Source organism: Pseudomonas sp. LBUM1669, from assembly GCF_059695705.1.
On the sequence record NZ_CP166784.1, the window covers coordinates 654,917 to 671,349 of the forward strand.

Below are 16,433 nucleotides of genomic sequence, written 5' to 3' on the forward strand. Positions count from 1 at the left end.
TCCGATCCACCGATCAAAACAGGAAATATCGCTGGGCCATCGGCAACACATCCGCTGGCTCACACCACAGCAGCACGCCGTCTGCCTTGACTTGATAGGTCTGTGGGTCGACATCGATAGTCGGCAGATAGTTGTTGTGGATCAAGTCGGTTTTCTGCACCTCGCGGCACCCTTTGACCACTGCGATTTTCTTTTTCAAACCCAAGGCCTCGGGAAGGCCCGCTTCTTGTGCTGCCTGGCTGATGAAAGTCAGGCTGGTGGCGTGCAACGAGCCGCCGTAGCTGGCAAACATCGGTCGGTAATGCACCGGTTGCGGAGTCGGAATGGAAGCATTGGCATCGCCCATCAGGCTGGCCGCAATGGCCCCACCCTTAAGGATCAGGGTCGGTTTAACGCCGAAAAATGCCGGACGCCAGAGCACCAGATCCGCCCATTTCCCCACTTCGACCGAGCCCACTTCATGGCTGATGCCATGGGTGATTGCCGGGTTGATCGTGTACTTGGCGATGTAGCGTTTGGCGCGGAAGTTGTCGTTGCCCTCGCCATCACCGGGCAGCGGGCCACGCTGCTTTTTCATCTTGTCGGCGGTCTGCCAGGTGCGCGTGATCACTTCACCGACGCGGCCCATGGCCTGACTGTCGGAGCTGATCATCGAGAACGCGCCGAGGTCGTGCAGGATGTCTTCGGCGGCGATGGTTTCGCGGCGGATGCGGCTTTCGGCGAAGGCCACGTCTTCGGCAATGCTCGGGTCCAGGTGGTGGCAGACCATCAACATGTCGAGGTGTTCATCGATGGTGTTGCGGGTGAACGGTCGGGTCGGATTGGTCGAACTCGGCAACACGTTGGCAAAGCCGCAGGCCTTGATGATGTCCGGGGCATGACCGCCACCCGCGCCTTCGGTGTGATAGGTGTGGATGGTGCGGCCCTTGAAGGCGGCAAGGGTGGTTTCGACGAAGCCCGACTCGTTGAGGGTGTCGGTGTGGATCGCCACCTGCACATCGTACTGGTCGGCGACGTTCAGGCAGTTGTCAATACTCGCCGGGGTGGTGCCCCAGTCTTCGTGCAGCTTGAGGCCGATGGCGCCGGCCTTGACCTGCTCGATCAGCGGCTCCGGCAGGCTCGCGTTGCCCTTGCCGGTGAAACCGATGTTCATCGGGAACGCATCGGCGGCCTGGAGCATCCGCGCCAGGTGCCAAGGCCCCGACGTGCAGGTGGTGGCGTTGGTACCGGTGGCCGGGCCGGTGCCGCCGCCGATCATGGTGGTGACGCCGCTCATCAGCGCTTCTTCGATCTGTTGCGGGCAGATGAAATGAATGTGCGTGTCGATGCCGCCTGCGGTGAGGATCATGCCTTCACCGGCGATGACTTCGGTACTGGCGCCGACCGCGATGGTCACGTTCGGCTGGATGTCCGGATTGCCGGCCTTGCCGATGGCGGCGATGCGGCCGTCCTTGAGGCCGACGTCAGCTTTGACGATGCCCCAGTGGTCGATGATCAGCGCGTTGGTGATCAAGGTGTCGACCACTTCGGCGGCCAGCAATTGACTCTGGCCCTGACCATCACGGATGACTTTGCCGCCGCCGAATTTCACCTCTTCGCCGTAGGTGGTGAAGTCTTTTTCCACTTCGATCCACAGCTCGGTATCGGCCAGACGGACCTTGTCACCGACGGTGGGGCCGAACATGTCGGCGTAGGCTTGTCTGGAAATCTTCATGTGCACGCCTTGGTAATAAGTTAGATGTGAAATCGCATTCGCGGGCAAGCCTCGCTCCAACAGGTCCGCGTCGAACGTATTATCCGCGACGACACAAAACGGTAGGAGCGAGGCTTGCCCGCGAAGGGGCCAGTTCAGACGCCATAGAATTTAAAGATCACCCATGATCCTGCCGGCAAACCCGAACACCCGGCGATGCCCGGCCAGGTCGACCAGTTCAACCTCGCGACTCTGCCCCGGCTCGAAGCGCACGGCGGTGCCGGCGGGGATGTTCAGGCGCATGCCACGACTGGCCGCGCGGTCGAAGGTCAGGGCGTCGTTGGTTTCGAAGAAGTGGTAATGCGAGCCGACCTGGATCGGCCGGTCGCCGCTGTTGGCCACTTTCAGGCTGACAGTGCGACGGCCGACGTTGAGTTCGATGTCACCGGGCTGGATCTGGTATTCACCAGGAATCATCAGTGGGCTCCCTGAAGAATCTTGTAGTAGAGGGCGGTCGGTTTGTACTGGCCGCTCGGGTCGCAGGCGTAATCAGGGATTTCACCCGCTTTGGTGTAACCCAATGCCTTATAGAAATCTTCGGCCGGTGAGCCGGCCTCGGTGTCGAGGTAGAGCATGCCGCGCTGGTGCTGGAGCGCGGCTTTTTCCAGCGCGCTCATCAATTGTTGGCCCAGGCCACGACGGCGCGCATGTTCACGCACCAGCAGTTTCTGCACTTCGGCACGGTTCAGGCCGTTGGCTTTCTGGCACAGGGTCAGTTGCACACTGGCCTGCACTTGCTCGTCCTTGACCACCACCCACAGCAGCACGTTGCCCTTGTTCAGGTTGTCCTGAACGTCATCGAAATAGGCGCGGGCCGCAGCGGCATCCAGATCGGCCATGAACCCGACACTGGCGCCATAGCCGACAGCGTCGAGCAGCAGATCAATCAAACCCTGTCGATAGTGCGCAAAACTTTCAACATTGACGCGGCGCAGTTGGGCAGCGTTCATCGGGCGTTACTCCTTGTTGGCAGGCGGCGGCTCCGCGCCAGGATTGAGGGTCAGTTGCATGAAGGTCAGGTCCAGCCAGCGGCCGAACTTGGTGCCCACTTGCGGCATCTCACCGGTCATCACGAAACCGGCCCGTTCATGCAAACGGATGGAAGCGGCATTCCCGCTTTCGATGGCAGCGACCATGACATGCTTGTCGCAACCTTTGGCGCGCTCGATCAGCACCGTCATCAATTGCGGGCCGAGGCCGTTGCCACGCTGGTCGCTTCGCACGTAGACCGAGTGCTCGACGGTGTGGCGGAAGCCGTCGAATGGCCGCCAGTCACCAAATGAAGCGTAGCCCAGCACGTTGTTATCACCGTCAACAATCACCAGGATCGGATAACCCTGGGCTTGCCGGGCGCTGAACCAGGCCTGGCGGTTGCCCAGGTCCACGGCCTGTTCATTCCATATCGCCGTGGTGTTGAGTACGGCGTCGTTGTAGATGTCGCGGATCGCCGGCAGGTCGGTGTGCAGCGCATCGCGGATTTGATAGGTCATGACGCGTCCTCAGGCGATGGGTTGGTGAACGGTGACCAGTTTGGTGCCGTCGGGGAACGTCGCTTCGACCTGGATTTCCGGGATCATTTCCGGAATGCCTTCCATCACTTGTTCGCGGCTGAGCAGGGTGGTGCCAAAGTGCATCAGCTCGGCCACGGTCTGGCCGTCACGCGCGCCTTCGAGCAGCGCAGCGGAGATGTAAGCCATGGCTTCCGGGTAATTGAGTTTCACGCCGCGCGTCAAACGCCGCTCGGCCACGAGGCCGGCGGTGAAGATCAGCAGCTTGTCTTTTTCGCGTGGGGTCAGGTCCATCGTTTGGAATCCAAATTCGGCAGTTAAAAAAGCTTCCGTAGGAGCGAGGCTTGCCCGCGAAGGGTGCGCCTCGGTTTAACGGGGAGTCCGCGTAATCGTTCTTCGCGGGCAAGCCTCGCTCCTACAGGGGATTGGTGTTCAGGTGCTCCATATTCTGGGTGGGAGGGCTTCTCGGCCGAGTAACGCAGGCCGGAGCAAACGCCACAAATCAATCATCCAGCCCCGCGCCAACAGCGCTTCACTGGCCAGACACCGAGCCACCAAAAGCCCCGGCAATTGCGTCAAGTCCCCGCGCACTTCATTGGGCAGCGAGCGACAGGTTTCCAGCAGTTCGCTATCAATCTCCCCCGTCACTAGCAACGTCGCAAACACCGGCTGCCCATCCAGGCCAATCGGTGAGTCGAGCAGCCCATCATCCCCGACAATGCGCTGGCGTTCGTGCCAGAGCAACTGGCCGTCGCGGCGGATGTCCAGTTGTGCCTGAAAATGCCCGAGGTCAAAGCGTTCGCCACTGGCCGGTCGGCCCAGCGCCACGACGTCCCAGTAAAACAGCCGGGCGTCGCCCTCCAGATCAATCGAAGTGCTGAGCTCAGCCTGAGCGTCGCTGAAGATAATCGTCTCTTGTGGCAGCCATTCCAGTGTTGCACCGCACGCCACCTTCAACGTCAGCTGCTGATAGGCAGGCCCCGCCGCGCGATACCATTTGGCAGCGCCCGGGCTGGTGATTTGCGCCCAGGCATCCGTGCCGACGCTGGCCGAGATATCCAGTCGATCACCGCCTGCAATGCCGCCCGGCGGATGAACGATGATGTGTTGGCACACTTGCGGTCCTTCGGCATACAGGTGCTTTTGCACCCGTAGCGGACCTTGATGTCGGCGCTGAACCGGGCGTGTGCTGTCGCCGAACCGGGCGTAGCCCAATTCCAGCTCGGCATGCCAGCTCGGGGTAAACAGGGCAGTGGGGAGAGGTAAATTCATGTCTTCTAATTATCGTCAGGACGCTTCAGATTAGATCGTAACCAGACCACGTACACCCTCGGCTTCCATATTTTCGCCGCGACCTTGCTGCACGATCTCGCCGCGGGACATCACCAGGTACTGGTCGGCCAGTTCGGCGGCGAAATCGTAGAACTGCTCCACCAACAGTATCGCCATGTCGCCCCGGGCTGCGAGCTTCTTGATCACCGCGCCGATCTCCTTGATCACCGACGGCTGGATGCCTTCGGTGGGCTCATCGAGAATCAACAGCCGTGGACGGCTGGCCAGTGCGCGGCCAATCGCCAATTGCTGCTGTTGACCGCCCGACAAGTCACCGCCGCGCCGTTGCTTCATTTGCAGCAACACCGGGAACAGCTCGTAGATGAAGGCCGGCACTTCTTTCGCCTCGCTGCCGGGGAATCGCGACAGGCCCATCAACAGGTTTTCTTCCACGGTCAGCCGGCCAAAAATCTCGCGGCCCTGAGGCACATAAGCGATCCCGGCATGCACACGCTGGTGCGGCTTGAATGTGGTGATCGGTTTGCCTTCCCAGTTCACTGCGCCTTCCTTGGCCGGCAGCAGACCCATCAGGCATTTGAGCAGGGTGGTCTTGCCCACGCCGTTGCGTCCCAGCAGGCACGTGACTTCACCGACCTTCACGTCAAACGTCAGGCCCCGCAGGATGTGGCTACCACCGTAATACTGGTGCAGCTTGTCGACTTGCAGCATTCTCAGATTCTCCTTAAATCCCCTGTAGGAGCGAGGCTCGCCCGCGAAGAACGATGACGCGGTCTTGCGGTTGGACCGAGGAGTCCCCTTCGCGGGCAAGCCTCGCTCCTACAAGAGCCATTTCATCTTCCGAGGTAAACCTCGATCACCCGCTCGTTATCCTGCACCTGTTCCAGCGACCCTTCGGCCAGCACGCTGCCCTGGTGCAACACGGTGACGTGGTCGGCAATCGCCCCGACAAAACCCATGTCATGTTCCACCACCATCAGCGAATGCTTGCCGGCCAGGCTCTTGAACAGCTCGGCGGTGAATTCGGTTTCGGCATCGGTCATGCCCGCCACCGGCTCATCGAGCAGAAGCAGTTGCGGGTCTTGCATGAGCAGCATGCCGATCTCCAGAAACTGCTTCTGGCCATGGGACAACAGACCCGCCGGGCGATTGACCGAGGCCGTCAGGCGAATGGTTTCCAACACTTCGCTGATGCGATCTTTCTGTTCGCCACTGAGGCGAGCCCGCAGGCTGGCCCACACCGACTTGTCGGTTTTCTGCGCCAGCTCCAGGTTCTCGAACACGCTCAAGGCTTCGAACACCGTTGGCTTCTGGAACTTGCGACCGATGCCGGCCTGAGCAATCTGCACTTCGCTCATCGACGTCAGGTCCAGGGTTTCACCGAACCAGGCTTTGCCGTGACTGGGGCGAGTCTTGCCGGTGATCACGTCCATCAGCGTGGTCTTGCCCGCGCCGTTGGGGCCGATGATGCAGCGCAGTTCGCCGACGCCGATGTACAGGTTCAAAGCGTTGAGTGCCTTGAAACCATCGAAGCTGACGCTGATGTCTTCCAGGGTCAGGATGGTGCCGTGGCGCGTATTCAGGCCGGGGCCGACACGTTGCCCGAGGCCGATGGCATCGCGGCTGCTGCCGGCGTCCTTGTTCGGTTCCAGCGGCGGGAAAAACGCCGGTTCGAGCATGAATTCAGCCGTCGCAGTGACTCTCATTGCTCACCTCTCTTTTTCAGCAGACCGATCACGCCTTTGGGCAGGTACAAGGTCACGACGATGAACAGCGCGCCGAGGAAGAACAGCCAGTATTCGGGAAACGCCACGGTGAACCAGCTCTTCATGCCGTTGACCACGCCAGCGCCGAGCAGCGGACCGATCAGCGTGCCGCGACCCCCGAGGGCCACCCAGACGGCGGCTTCAATGGAGTTGGTCGGCGACATTTCACTCGGGTTGATGATCCCGACCTGCGGCACGTATAACGCACCGGCCAGACCACACAACACCGCACTCAAGACCCAGACAAACAACTTGAAACCGCGCGGATCGTAGCCGCAGAACATCAGGCGGTTTTCCGCATCGCGCAATGCCGTCAGCACCCGGCCAAACTTGCTTTGCGCCAGGCGCCAGCCGATAAACAGACTCGCCACCAGCAACACCACCGTGGCAAAAAACAGCACCGCGCGCGTGCCCGGTTCAGTGATGCCGAAGCCGAGAATGGTGCGGAAGTTGGTGAAGCCGTTGTTGCCGCCAAACCCGGTTTCGTTGCGGAAGAACAGCAACATCCCGGCGAAGGTCAGGGCCTGGGTCATGATCGAGAAATACACGCCCTTGATCCGCGAACGGAAGGCGAAGAACCCGAAGACCAGCGCCAGCAACCCCGGCGCTAACACTACGAGGCACATCGACCAGAGGAAGCTGCTGGTGCCGGTCCAGTACCACGGCAACTCGGTCCACGACAGGAACGTCATGAACGCCGGCAAGCCGTCGCCCGACGCCTGGCGCATCAGGTACATGCCCATCGCATAGCCGCCGAGGGCGAAAAACAGGCCGTGACCGAGGGACAGCAGGCCGGCGTAGCCCCAGACCAAATCGAGGGCGAGGGCGACGATGGCGTAGCAAAGAATCTTGCCCACCAGCGTCAGCGTGTAGGCCGAGACGTGAAACACGCTGTCCGGCGACAACAGTGAGAGCAACGGCAACGCCAGCAGCAGAACCAGAATCACCGCGCCGACCGCGATGGTGACTTTGGGGCCGGCCTTTTGGCTGGCCGTGAGCATCAGGGGCTGGTTCATCAGTCGATCACCCGTCCTTTCAGTGCGAAGAGGCCTTGCGGACGCTTCTGGATGAACAGAATGATCAGCGCGAGGATCAGAATCTTGCCGAGCACGGCGCCGATCTGCGGTTCGAGAATCTTGTTGGCGATGCCCAAGCCGAACGCGGCCAGGACGCTACCGGCCAACTGACCGACACCGCCGAGCACCACCACCAGGAACGAGTCGATGATGTAGCTTTGGCCGAGGTCCGGGCCGACGTTGCCGATCTGGCTGAGGGCCACGCCGCCGAGGCCGGCGATGCCGGAGCCGAGGCCGAAGGCGAGCATGTCCACGCGCCCGGTCGGCACACCGCAGCAGGCGGCCATGTTGCGATTCTGGGTGACGGCGCGCACGTTCAACCCCAGGCGCGTCTTGTTCAACAGCAGCCAGGTCAGCACCACCACAAACAAGGCGAAGGCGATGATCACGATGCGGTTGTACGGCAGCACGAGGTTGGGCAGCACTTGAATCCCGCCCGACAACCACGCCGGGTTGGCCACTTCAACGTTCTGCGCGCCGAACACCAAGCGCACCAGTTGAATCAGCATGAGGCTGATGCCCCAGGTCGCGAGCAGGGTTTCCAGCGGGCGGCCATAAAGGTGACGAATCACCGTGCGCTCCAGCGCCATGCCGATGGCGGCGGTGACGAAAAACGCCACCGGCAGCGCGATCAGCGGGTAGAACTCGATGGCTTGCGGGGCAAAGCGCTGGAACATCAGCTGCACCACGTAGGTCGAGTACGCGCCGAGCATCAGCATCTCGCCGTGGGCCATGTTGATCACGCCGAGCAGGCCGAAGGTGATCGCCAATCCGAGGGCGGCGAGCAGCAGGATCGAACCGAGGGACATGCCGCTGAACGCTTGCCCGAGGATTTCGCCGATCAGCAGTTTGCGTTTGACCTGGGCCAGGCTGGTTTCGGCTGCAGTGCGCACGCCGGCATCAGCTTCGACGCCGGGTTCGAGCAACCCTTCGAGGCGGGTGCGGGCCAGTGGGTCGCCGGTTTCACCGAGCAAACGCACGGCGGCGAGGCGCACGGCAGGGTCGGTGTCGACCAATTGCAGGTTGGCCAGGGCCAGGCTCAGGGCCGCGTGGACGGTTTCATCTTTTTCGCCGGCCAGTTGCTGGTCGAGAAATTTCAGTTGCGCCGGTTTGGCACTTTTCTGCAATTGCTGCGCGGCGTCCAGTCGGATTTTGGCGTCGGCGGCGAGCAGCTGATGGCTGGCCATAGCGGTGTCGATCAGACCCCGCAGGCGGTTGTTCAGGCGCAGGGTTTTCGGTTGACCGTCGATGGTCAACTCGCCTTGCTGCAGGGCGTTGATCAGTTCGATACGGGCCGGTTCGGGCTGCGCAGCCCAGGATTCGAGAAGCTTGGCTTGCTGCACGGGATTGGCGGCGACAAAGTCTTCGGCGTCGCCGGCCTGTACGGCCATCGGCAGTAAAAGCGCGAGAGCAAAGATCAAGCGGTAAAGGGCGGTGGGCATATGTAAGGCCTTGCGCGGGCTAAATGTAGGAGTGAGCCTGCTCGCGATAGCGGTCTATCAATCAACAGGTCTGTTGTCTGTCCCACCGCTATCGCGAGCAGGCTCACTCCTACAGGGATTTGTGTCGGTCCTGAGTGAAGTGCTCAGGCCGACACCCAGTGGCTTAGTTGCTCTTCACCGCATAGTCCGGCTTCTTGTCGTTGCCCGAAATGAACGGGCTCCACGGCTGGGCACGGATCGGCCCTTCGGTCTGCCACACGACGTTGAACTGACCGTCGGCCTGGATCTCGCCAATCATCACGGGCTTGTGCAAGTGGTGGTTGGTCTTGTCCATGGTCAGCGTGTAACCCGACGGCGCGGCAAAGGTCTGGCCGGCGAGGGCTTCGCGGACTTTAGCGACGTCGGTGGATTTGGCTTTCTCAGCTGCTTGCGCCCACATGTGGATGCCCACGTACGTGGCTTCCATCGGGTCGTTGGTCACCGCTTTGTCGGCTCCCGGCAGGTTGTGTTTCTTCGCGTAGGCTTTCCAGTCGGCCACGAACTTCTTGTTCGCCGGGTTCTCGACTGACTCGAAGTAGTTCCAGGCCGCGAGGTTGCCCACCAGCGGTTTGGTGTCAATGCCGCGCAGTTCTTCTTCGCCGACCGAGAACGCCACGACCGGAACGTCAGTGGCTTTCAGGCCCTGGTTGGCCAGCTCTTTGTAGAACGGCACGTTAGAGTCGCCGTTGACGGTGGAGATGACCGCCGTCTTGCCGCCGGCCGAGAACTTCTTGATGTTGGCCACGATGGTCTGGTAATCGCTGTGGCCGAACGGGGTGTAGACCTCTTCGATGTCCTTGTCCGCCACGCCTTTGGAGTGCAGGAACGAGCGCAGAATCTTGTTGGTGGTACGCGGGTAAACGTAGTCGGTGCCCAACAGGAAGTAACGCTTGGCGCTGCCGCCTTCTTCGCTCATCAGGTATTCCACCGCTGGGATCGCCTGTTGGTTCGGCGCGGCGCCGGTGTAGAACACGTTCGGCGACATCTCTTCGCCTTCGTATTGCACCGGGTAGAACAGCAAGCCATTGAGTTCTTCGAACACCGGCAAGACCGATTTACGCGACACCGACGTCCAGCAACCGAACACCACGGCCACCTTGTCCTGCGTCAGCAACTGACGACCCTTTTCCGCGAACAGCGGCCAGTTCGACGCGGGGTCCACGACCACCGGTTCCAGCATCTTGCCATTCACGCCGCCCTTGGCGTTGATCTCGTCGATGGTCATCAACGCCATGTCTTTGAGCGAGGTTTCGGAGATCGCCATGGTCCCGGACAACGAATGCAGAATACCGACCTTGATGGTCTCGGCGGCCTGGACGGTCCAGGTCATGCCCATCGCGGCAATGCTTGCCGTGAGTGTGAAAGCCTTGATCAAGCTACGACGCTTCATTGTGCGATCTCCATGAACTTATGAATTTTTTGGTTGGCAGATGCGGACTACTGAAGGGTGTTTTGCAAAGGCTGTGCCCGGTCGGCAAAAGGCAGGGAAATGTCGTTTTAGAGCGGTCGCGCGCGGTGGCGGCGCACCACGAAGGGACGAGGGCGGGGCGGTGGTGCGAGGGTATGCGTCATTGTGGTGCTGCCGCTTGGCGGCAGCGGTGATGCAGAGGGGCTCAGTTGGGACCGGGAAATGAGTCGACGTATTGAATGGTGAAGTCGGGGAAGGAATCGACGATCTGGACTTTGTGATCCGGGAAGCTGTCGACGGTTTTCCACTTGCCTGGCGAATCCGGGAAAGAGTCGACCTGCTGCACCTTCAGATCGGGAAACGAGTTCACCACCTGCACCTTGTAGTCCGGGAAACTGTCGACGAACTGGATCTTGCCGTAAATCTTCGAGACATCGACGGTGGTATCGGCCCATGCGGCGCTGGAGCCGAACACCAGCAACAACAGGAAAACAGATTTCAACATGAGGCTCATCCTGAGGGGCGTGAGATATGCAGTGTAGGGAATGTTGAGCCCCTGTGGGAGCGGGCTCAGGTGTTTCTAGGTGGGGACAACGTTATCCACCGCGCGGCTCACGGCCAATTCCGCGAGCATGATGACCTGCTGAATCGCCATCGCCTTATGGCGTTGCGGGCCGATCAGCTCGGCGGCGAAGTCGCTGGCCAGGACACTGGCGCACGCCAGGGATTCACAGGCATGAACCAACAGGCTTTCGCTGTCGTTGTCCGGGGCAATCATGAACATGGTGCTGGGGCGGCGGGGTTTTTCGGTGTAGAGCGCCGGGGGATCGAGGTAGTAGTCGAGGGCGCGGTTGATGGCTTCGCGGTCTCGGAGCAGGTCGTCGTTGCGTGATGGTTCGGGTTCGGGAGTGGTGGTGTCGATGGGTGGATCTGGAACGATTTTCTTATTCATCTTGGGGTCTACTCAATTGAGGCCACCACTCAATCGTTCTCACACGATGAAGGGGTGGCAGCTATGTGCGGAGTGAGAAACCGGTGACCCCAAATCCGGCCGGACCGAAGTCCGCCCGCACACAGCCGCCATAGACATTGCTGGCAGCGGATAAGCCGGCGGCAATTATGGTGGTACTGATGTTGGATTAACAGGGGCTGCCGGGTTCTCACGCCCGATCACTGATGTGCAGTGACAGCCCCAGACTAGACAGCCCACGTCCGACGAACAACCTGAAAAACCCGTGGGAAACGTCTGTGTTTTTTACATCCGTATAAACACACATAAACAAACCCAGAATCACACCCCTCCCGCGGGAGAAGGCTTTTGCGTCTATGCGTGGCCTTGACCACCCAGTTGCAATGCCCCTGAGCAGTCAATTGCATCCGTGCTGACCAATTGTTTGCATTCGACTTGACCAGCACACGCCGTAGTGACGACCGGCAGGGGGAGAAAGGGGACAGATTTATTTTCGGTGCATCGGCGTGCGCAGCATCGGTGCTGGCTGCGTCAAAAGTAAAAAACCGGAGGGCGATACATATGTACCACCCGCTGCGCTCCGGGATCTTGATCATCGTGGCTTCTCAATCGAGTGAGCAGCGTATGAACGGCACCTCTACCAGTCCCCCTTCAGCCCCCCGAAAGACGACAACATTTCCTGCTTTGGGACCGACCTTCATCAGTGCGGATGACGCGGCCTATTGGGTTCACCGGCAAATCGGCGCGAGCCGTGACAAAGCCTACGGCGGCGTGATCGTGCAGCGTGGCGACGGAAAATTTCAGCCCACATTGCCGGTGGCGGGTCGGATGGGGCATTTCGATTTCGACTTTCTGCTGACTCCCGGTAACCCCAATGAGCTGTTTGCCCCACCGGGCTACAGTGGCGCGGCGTATTACCTGTCCCATTCGGCCAGTCACGCCGAAGTCCTGCGGGTTCATCCGGGCTGGACGGCTGAGCAGGTCACGTTAAGCCTCGGATTTTTTTCCAGAGGACATCTGCTGAGTCACATGCAGGACCCGGGCGCTTATGGCCAGCGCCATTATTTGTCGGGGCCGGATGGCTCGTTGATTAAGTACGAATCCACTCAGCCGGCAGAAGAGAAAAAACTCTTTGAGCAGGGGGGCAAGACTTTCGGGCCGTTCTCCGACGTTGAGCAACTGATTCAGAAAGTCGCCCAGACCGGCACGCTGAGCGTACTGGAAGCCAATGCGCCGTGGGGCGGCGTCCGAGGAAAGGTGCCGGCGAACTGGACGCTCGGTACGGCTGCGGTGCGAAGTCCGATCCCAGTGCAGCCGTTTTTTTGTGCGGTGTTCGATCAAGTGGACAAGGCCATCGAAGCGGCCGCCGCGACGGTAACTGCGTCCACCGGCAGCGCTTATCTGGGGTTTGTCGTGACCTCTGCCGGCAGCGCGGAATGCATGGCGACCTACCCGGTGCTTTCCAGCGAGCCGGCAGCCGAACTGTTCAAGACATTCCCGTTGAATGCTGATCGCACGCTGGAGCGCCTGCTCGATTTCGACCTGAACGGCGTCTACTTCATGCCGCAGGGCGATGCGACTCAGAGTGCCGGCGAGCCCTGGCTTTATGAGCGTTTTTTTTCACCGCTGGAGTTGGCTACGGGCATCAGGTTTTCGCTATTGGAAGTCCATCGGCAGGCGTACCCGGATTATCTGAAGGTGTACGCCCGGGCACGGGACGGCGCCGTGTTGCAGTACCGCCCTTCGGCGCACCTTCTTGAAGTACCGCTGAAGGACAGCGCGGATTTCAACGTCCGATTGAAGGCCGGAACGCTCAAGCCTGCGGATTACATCAGGCAGGTGGCAGCGGCTGGCGAGTTGGCGGTGCTGAAGGACAGCGCGCTTTGGGATGTTGCCGGAATCGTGGGGCCTGACTGGCAACCCTATGCCAGGTCGCGGCGTTTGAGTCCCGCTTTCCTCATGGCGGACGATGCCGCACGTTTTGCTCATGAACACATCGGCAGCCGGCGTGAACAGGGCTTTGTCGGAATGATTTTGCAGGATCGAAATAAACGCTTCGTCGCCACCGAACCGGTGTTTGCCACAAAACGGTTTGCACTGGACAAGCTGTGCCCACTCGACGCCACTGGCGCACCGATCGTGCTGGTCGAGGGGCACTCGTTTCATGGACTGTACGCTTCGCGCTGGCAAGCCGACTCCAGGTCCATTGCGCGTACTGACTTGCAAGAGCAACTGACGCACGGGCAAATGTTCACCACCGAAGACATTCGCTCGGTGTTCGACAAGACCGCGCATGTTGTGGATTTTTACCTGTCCGGCTCAGCCGACTCCCTGTTGGTGTACAGCCCCGACGCATCGAAAGTGGCGGCTCGCAACCGCCTGCAACAGCGTGTGGCCGTGCTCGCCGACGGCAAAACGCTGATAGATCGGGAGCTGGCGGCCGGCACACTGGAGCCCAGTACAGTGGTCGACGAACTGGCCGACACGGGAAAATTGCGCGTGGTGGTCGGCAGCGACGTGTGGGGGCCGCGGGGAACGGTGCCGGGGGATGAGTCAAATAACGAGGCCGCCCGCACAGCCATTGCCGCTCCGGTGCTGGGGGCGATTTTTACCAGTGCCGAAGACGCGGTGCTGAACGCCCGCCATCGCGCCAGGTTCGACTACCGAGCGGCTGCGGCGGGTTGGGGATTTATCCTCAAGCACAAAGAACGCGATGAGTACGTGGCGACTGAAACAGTCCCGGTCAACCGCCTGGGGACGCTGAACCAGGCGAGCGACTTTGGCGCTCCCGTATTGATCGACGAGTTCCAGACCCTCGGCCTTTATTACGCGGCAAGCTGGATGCCCAAAGAGTTATCGACAGCGGACGCCTGGTTTGCCCGGCATTTCGCTTCCATCCGCGAGCTGGCGGCCGCGATCGTCGACGACAAGGGCACGCAACGTCTGACGCATTTTCAGGACCTGAACATTTTTATCGCGACGCTGGACGGGGCATTGTTGCGTTACCAGTACTCGGCCTCCTCAACACAATTCGACAAGCAGGGTTTGCCGCAACTGATGTCGGTCCTGGGCAAGGACACGCCACCCTATGCCAGTGTCATTCAGAAGGTCGCGGAGTCTGGAGAACTGAAGGTATTGCGCACCAGTGAGCTGTGGGACGAGTCGGGCATTGTCGGCCCGGACTGGAAGCCTTTCACGCAGGTCCAGCGGCGGGCGCTCAGCCCGGTCTTTCTTGCACAGGATGATGCCGTGCGCCATGCGCTGGCGCAGTTGGGCGCGCGGGGTGAGCGGATCTACGGTGGCCTGGTGCTGCGTCGCGCTGATGGCTTGTTTGTCGCAACGCTGCCGGTGCCCGTCGAGGTCGAAAGCTTCCCGGTCAGCTGGATTCGTCTGGATGAATTGACTCAACAGGGCTTGCTTCTGGCGGGGAGTACGGTCGTTGCCCGGTACCATTCCCGAATCCCTGTCGAACCGATTTTCGCCCTGTCGAACCGCGAGCGGGACGTGTACCACGCGATGTTTTCCACTGATTTTCTGGCGGACATCCTGACCGGTTCCGGGCGTTCCCCGTCTTTGTCGCCCGGCAATGAATACCTGCTGGGGCTCGATGGCAGCCTGATCAGCTACACCCTCAGTGCAAGCGCCGGCGAGAAGCAACTCGCTCGGGCATTAGCGCCACCCAGCCAGTTGCAGCGCCGGCATGCCCCGATAGAACTGCAGATGCGCAACGGCACGCAAACCCCGAGCGAGTACGTCAATCAGGTTGCAAAAGCCGGCCGGTTGCAAGTGATTCAGGGGAGCCGACTGTGGGGCAAGGCCAGGCAATTGTCGGACTGGAGTGCTTATCCCGGCGTGATCTCGTCGGACGTGCATCGATTTGCCATTGCTGAGCCGGCGCTCAGTCCGGTCTTCACGCAGATGGACGATGCCATGCGCCATGTCCATCGCACGGTGGGCGCCCGTGCCAGCCTGATGTTCGGCTTTGTGCTCAAGGCGCTGAGCGGTGATCGGTACGTGACGACGCTGCCGATCGACGGGCGGCAAGGCCATCTCACGGTCGAGCGGGTATTTCCCGAAGGCTTATTACCGCTGGGGTATCGAGTCATGGGCCTCTATTTGTGTCCGTCGACAAGTCCGGGACGATTGCCTCGTGACGCGGCACACAGCTTCATCTCGCCTCGTGATCTGTCTTACGGGCTGGACGCTGTCGGTGTGCGCACAGCAGAAGGATCCACGTACCTCAACGTCTACTTGTCTTGCGCTGATGGCGCCTTGTTGTGCTACGCCCCCAGGGCCAAGGCACCTGAGTGGAGCCTGTTTCATGCCACGGTGGCCTACGAGAAAGTATTGGAATCAGGACGGGAGTCGCTGATCGACTACCTGCGCAAAATCATCGCCAACGGTGAATTGCAGGTTGTGGTGCGCAGCGCTTTCTGGTCGCCGCTCAGGGTTGACGCCCGGGGTGTCAAAACCGGTATCAGCCTGATCAAGTGGACGCAGGACAACCGGTTTGCGCTCGGCCCTGTCTTCGCCCATGCCGATGATGCCGCTCGCTCGACGCAGCGATTGATGGGCGAGTACGTCGGCCAACCGTATCTGGGCGGTGTGCTGATACACCCGGTGTCTTCTTCATTCGTGGCCGTCGAACCGCTTGAGGACGGTGCCAGCAGTGGGGCTGCCAGTGCGCTGTTTTACTCAGGGCCGGGCGGGCCTATTGCACCGGTCACGGTGCCCGGTGCGCAGCCTTTGCCGTTGCCGGTTTTTCCTCAGGGCTACAAATGGGCGGCTGTTCATCAGCTCTACAAGCGCTTCAATCTGTTCGTGAAGGACCCCAATGCGTCTGATCGATTACTGATGGATAACCTGGCCCTGGCCGACCTGTGGTTCTGCAGAGACGTTGTGAAAAAGAGCGGCGTCTCCGGGGGCAGTTGCTATTTCACCGGTCGTGGCGGCGCCCTGTTCAAATTCACCCCCAGCTTCTCGCCGCAGGAAACGGCCTTGTTCAACGAGGAGGCGAAGGACGGGGTCGCGGCCTACCTCGCCGCACTTGCCGGTGTCGGCCTGCTTGAGGTACTGGACACCGATGGTTACTGGCAACGTCGCGGTCGACTGAATTCGACGTGGCAGCCACCTGTGCAACCGGCGGCGAAGCCCGATCGTGACGAACTGTGAGGCGCAGCG

Annotated in this window: 14 protein-coding genes; 1 reads left to right on the forward strand and 13 read right to left on the reverse strand. The window is 60.7% G+C overall.

Annotated elements, in window-relative coordinates:
• Positions 1-13 precede the first annotated feature (13 nt).
• From ureC to ACA051_RS03000, 13 genes are all read right to left on the reverse strand, one after another.
• Entirely contained in the window at positions 14-1,714 is a 1,701-nt protein-coding gene (gene ureC, locus ACA051_RS02940; protein WP_497373438.1) for an urease subunit alpha, read from the reverse strand.
• Positions 1,715-1,864: 150 nt separating this feature from the next.
• Complete coding sequence (locus ACA051_RS02945) at positions 1,865-2,170, reverse strand: urease subunit beta (RefSeq protein WP_008146494.1); 306 nt, start codon at positions 2,168-2,170, stop codon at positions 1,865-1,867.
• The gene (locus ACA051_RS02950) at positions 2,170-2,703 is read right to left on the reverse strand and encodes a GNAT family N-acetyltransferase (protein ID WP_497307511.1); all 534 of its coding nucleotides are present in this window, start codon (positions 2,701-2,703) and stop codon (positions 2,170-2,172) included. Before ACA051_RS02950 ends, ACA051_RS02945 begins: the two co-directional genes overlap by 1 nt.
• 6 nt (positions 2,704-2,709) lie before the next feature.
• On the reverse strand, positions 2,710-3,243 hold the full coding sequence (locus ACA051_RS02955; protein ID WP_497307513.1) for a GNAT family N-acetyltransferase: 534 nt from the start codon (positions 3,241-3,243) through the stop codon (positions 2,710-2,712).
• 9 nt (positions 3,244-3,252) lie between these two features.
• Positions 3,253-3,555 carry an urease subunit gamma gene (gene ureA / locus ACA051_RS02960; RefSeq protein ID WP_497307515.1) on the reverse strand — a complete coding sequence of 101 codons (303 nt, stop codon included), beginning with the start codon at positions 3,553-3,555 and terminating at the stop codon, positions 3,253-3,255.
• A gap of 138 nt (positions 3,556-3,693) precedes the next feature.
• Complete coding sequence (locus ACA051_RS02965) at positions 3,694-4,533, reverse strand: urease accessory protein UreD (protein ID WP_497307517.1); 840 nt, start codon at positions 4,531-4,533, stop codon at positions 3,694-3,696.
• Between the two features lie 30 nt (positions 4,534-4,563).
• Entirely contained in the window at positions 4,564-5,262 is a 699-nt protein-coding gene (urtE, locus tag ACA051_RS02970; RefSeq protein WP_008031204.1) for an urea ABC transporter ATP-binding subunit UrtE, read from the reverse strand.
• A 122-nt stretch (positions 5,263-5,384) separates the two neighbouring features.
• Positions 5,385-6,257 carry an urea ABC transporter ATP-binding protein UrtD gene (gene urtD, locus ACA051_RS02975; protein ID WP_497307519.1) on the reverse strand — a complete coding sequence of 291 codons (873 nt, stop codon included), beginning with the start codon at positions 6,255-6,257 and terminating at the stop codon, positions 5,385-5,387.
• On the reverse strand, positions 6,254-7,333 hold the full coding sequence (gene urtC / locus ACA051_RS02980) for an urea ABC transporter permease subunit UrtC (protein WP_010464088.1): 1,080 nt from the start codon (positions 7,331-7,333) through the stop codon (positions 6,254-6,256). The genes urtD and urtC overlap by 4 nt, the downstream gene beginning before the upstream one ends.
• A complete protein-coding gene (gene urtB, locus ACA051_RS02985) occupies positions 7,333-8,835 on the reverse strand; it encodes an urea ABC transporter permease subunit UrtB (RefSeq protein ID WP_497307521.1) in 1,503 nt (500 codons plus the stop codon). Before urtB ends, urtC begins: the two co-directional genes overlap by 1 nt.
• A gap of 163 nt (positions 8,836-8,998) precedes the next feature.
• On the reverse strand, positions 8,999-10,264 hold the full coding sequence (gene urtA / locus ACA051_RS02990; RefSeq protein WP_497307523.1) for an urea ABC transporter substrate-binding protein: 1,266 nt from the start codon (positions 10,262-10,264) through the stop codon (positions 8,999-9,001).
• Positions 10,265-10,487: 223 nt separating this feature from the next.
• Positions 10,488-10,787 carry a 7(1) septoil knot domain-containing protein gene (locus ACA051_RS02995; protein WP_497307525.1) on the reverse strand — a complete coding sequence of 100 codons (300 nt, stop codon included), beginning with the start codon at positions 10,785-10,787 and terminating at the stop codon, positions 10,488-10,490.
• 75 nt (positions 10,788-10,862) lie between these two features.
• Complete coding sequence (locus ACA051_RS03000; protein WP_497307527.1) at positions 10,863-11,234, reverse strand: DUF6124 family protein; 372 nt, start codon at positions 11,232-11,234, stop codon at positions 10,863-10,865.
• A gap of 702 nt (positions 11,235-11,936) precedes the next feature.
• Here ACA051_RS03000 and ACA051_RS03005 point away from each other — a divergent pair.
• The gene (locus ACA051_RS03005; protein ID WP_497373440.1) at positions 11,937-16,424 is read left to right on the forward strand and encodes a hypothetical protein; all 4,488 of its coding nucleotides are present in this window, start codon (positions 11,937-11,939) and stop codon (positions 16,422-16,424) included.
• The last annotated feature ends 9 nt before the right edge of the window (positions 16,425-16,433 follow it).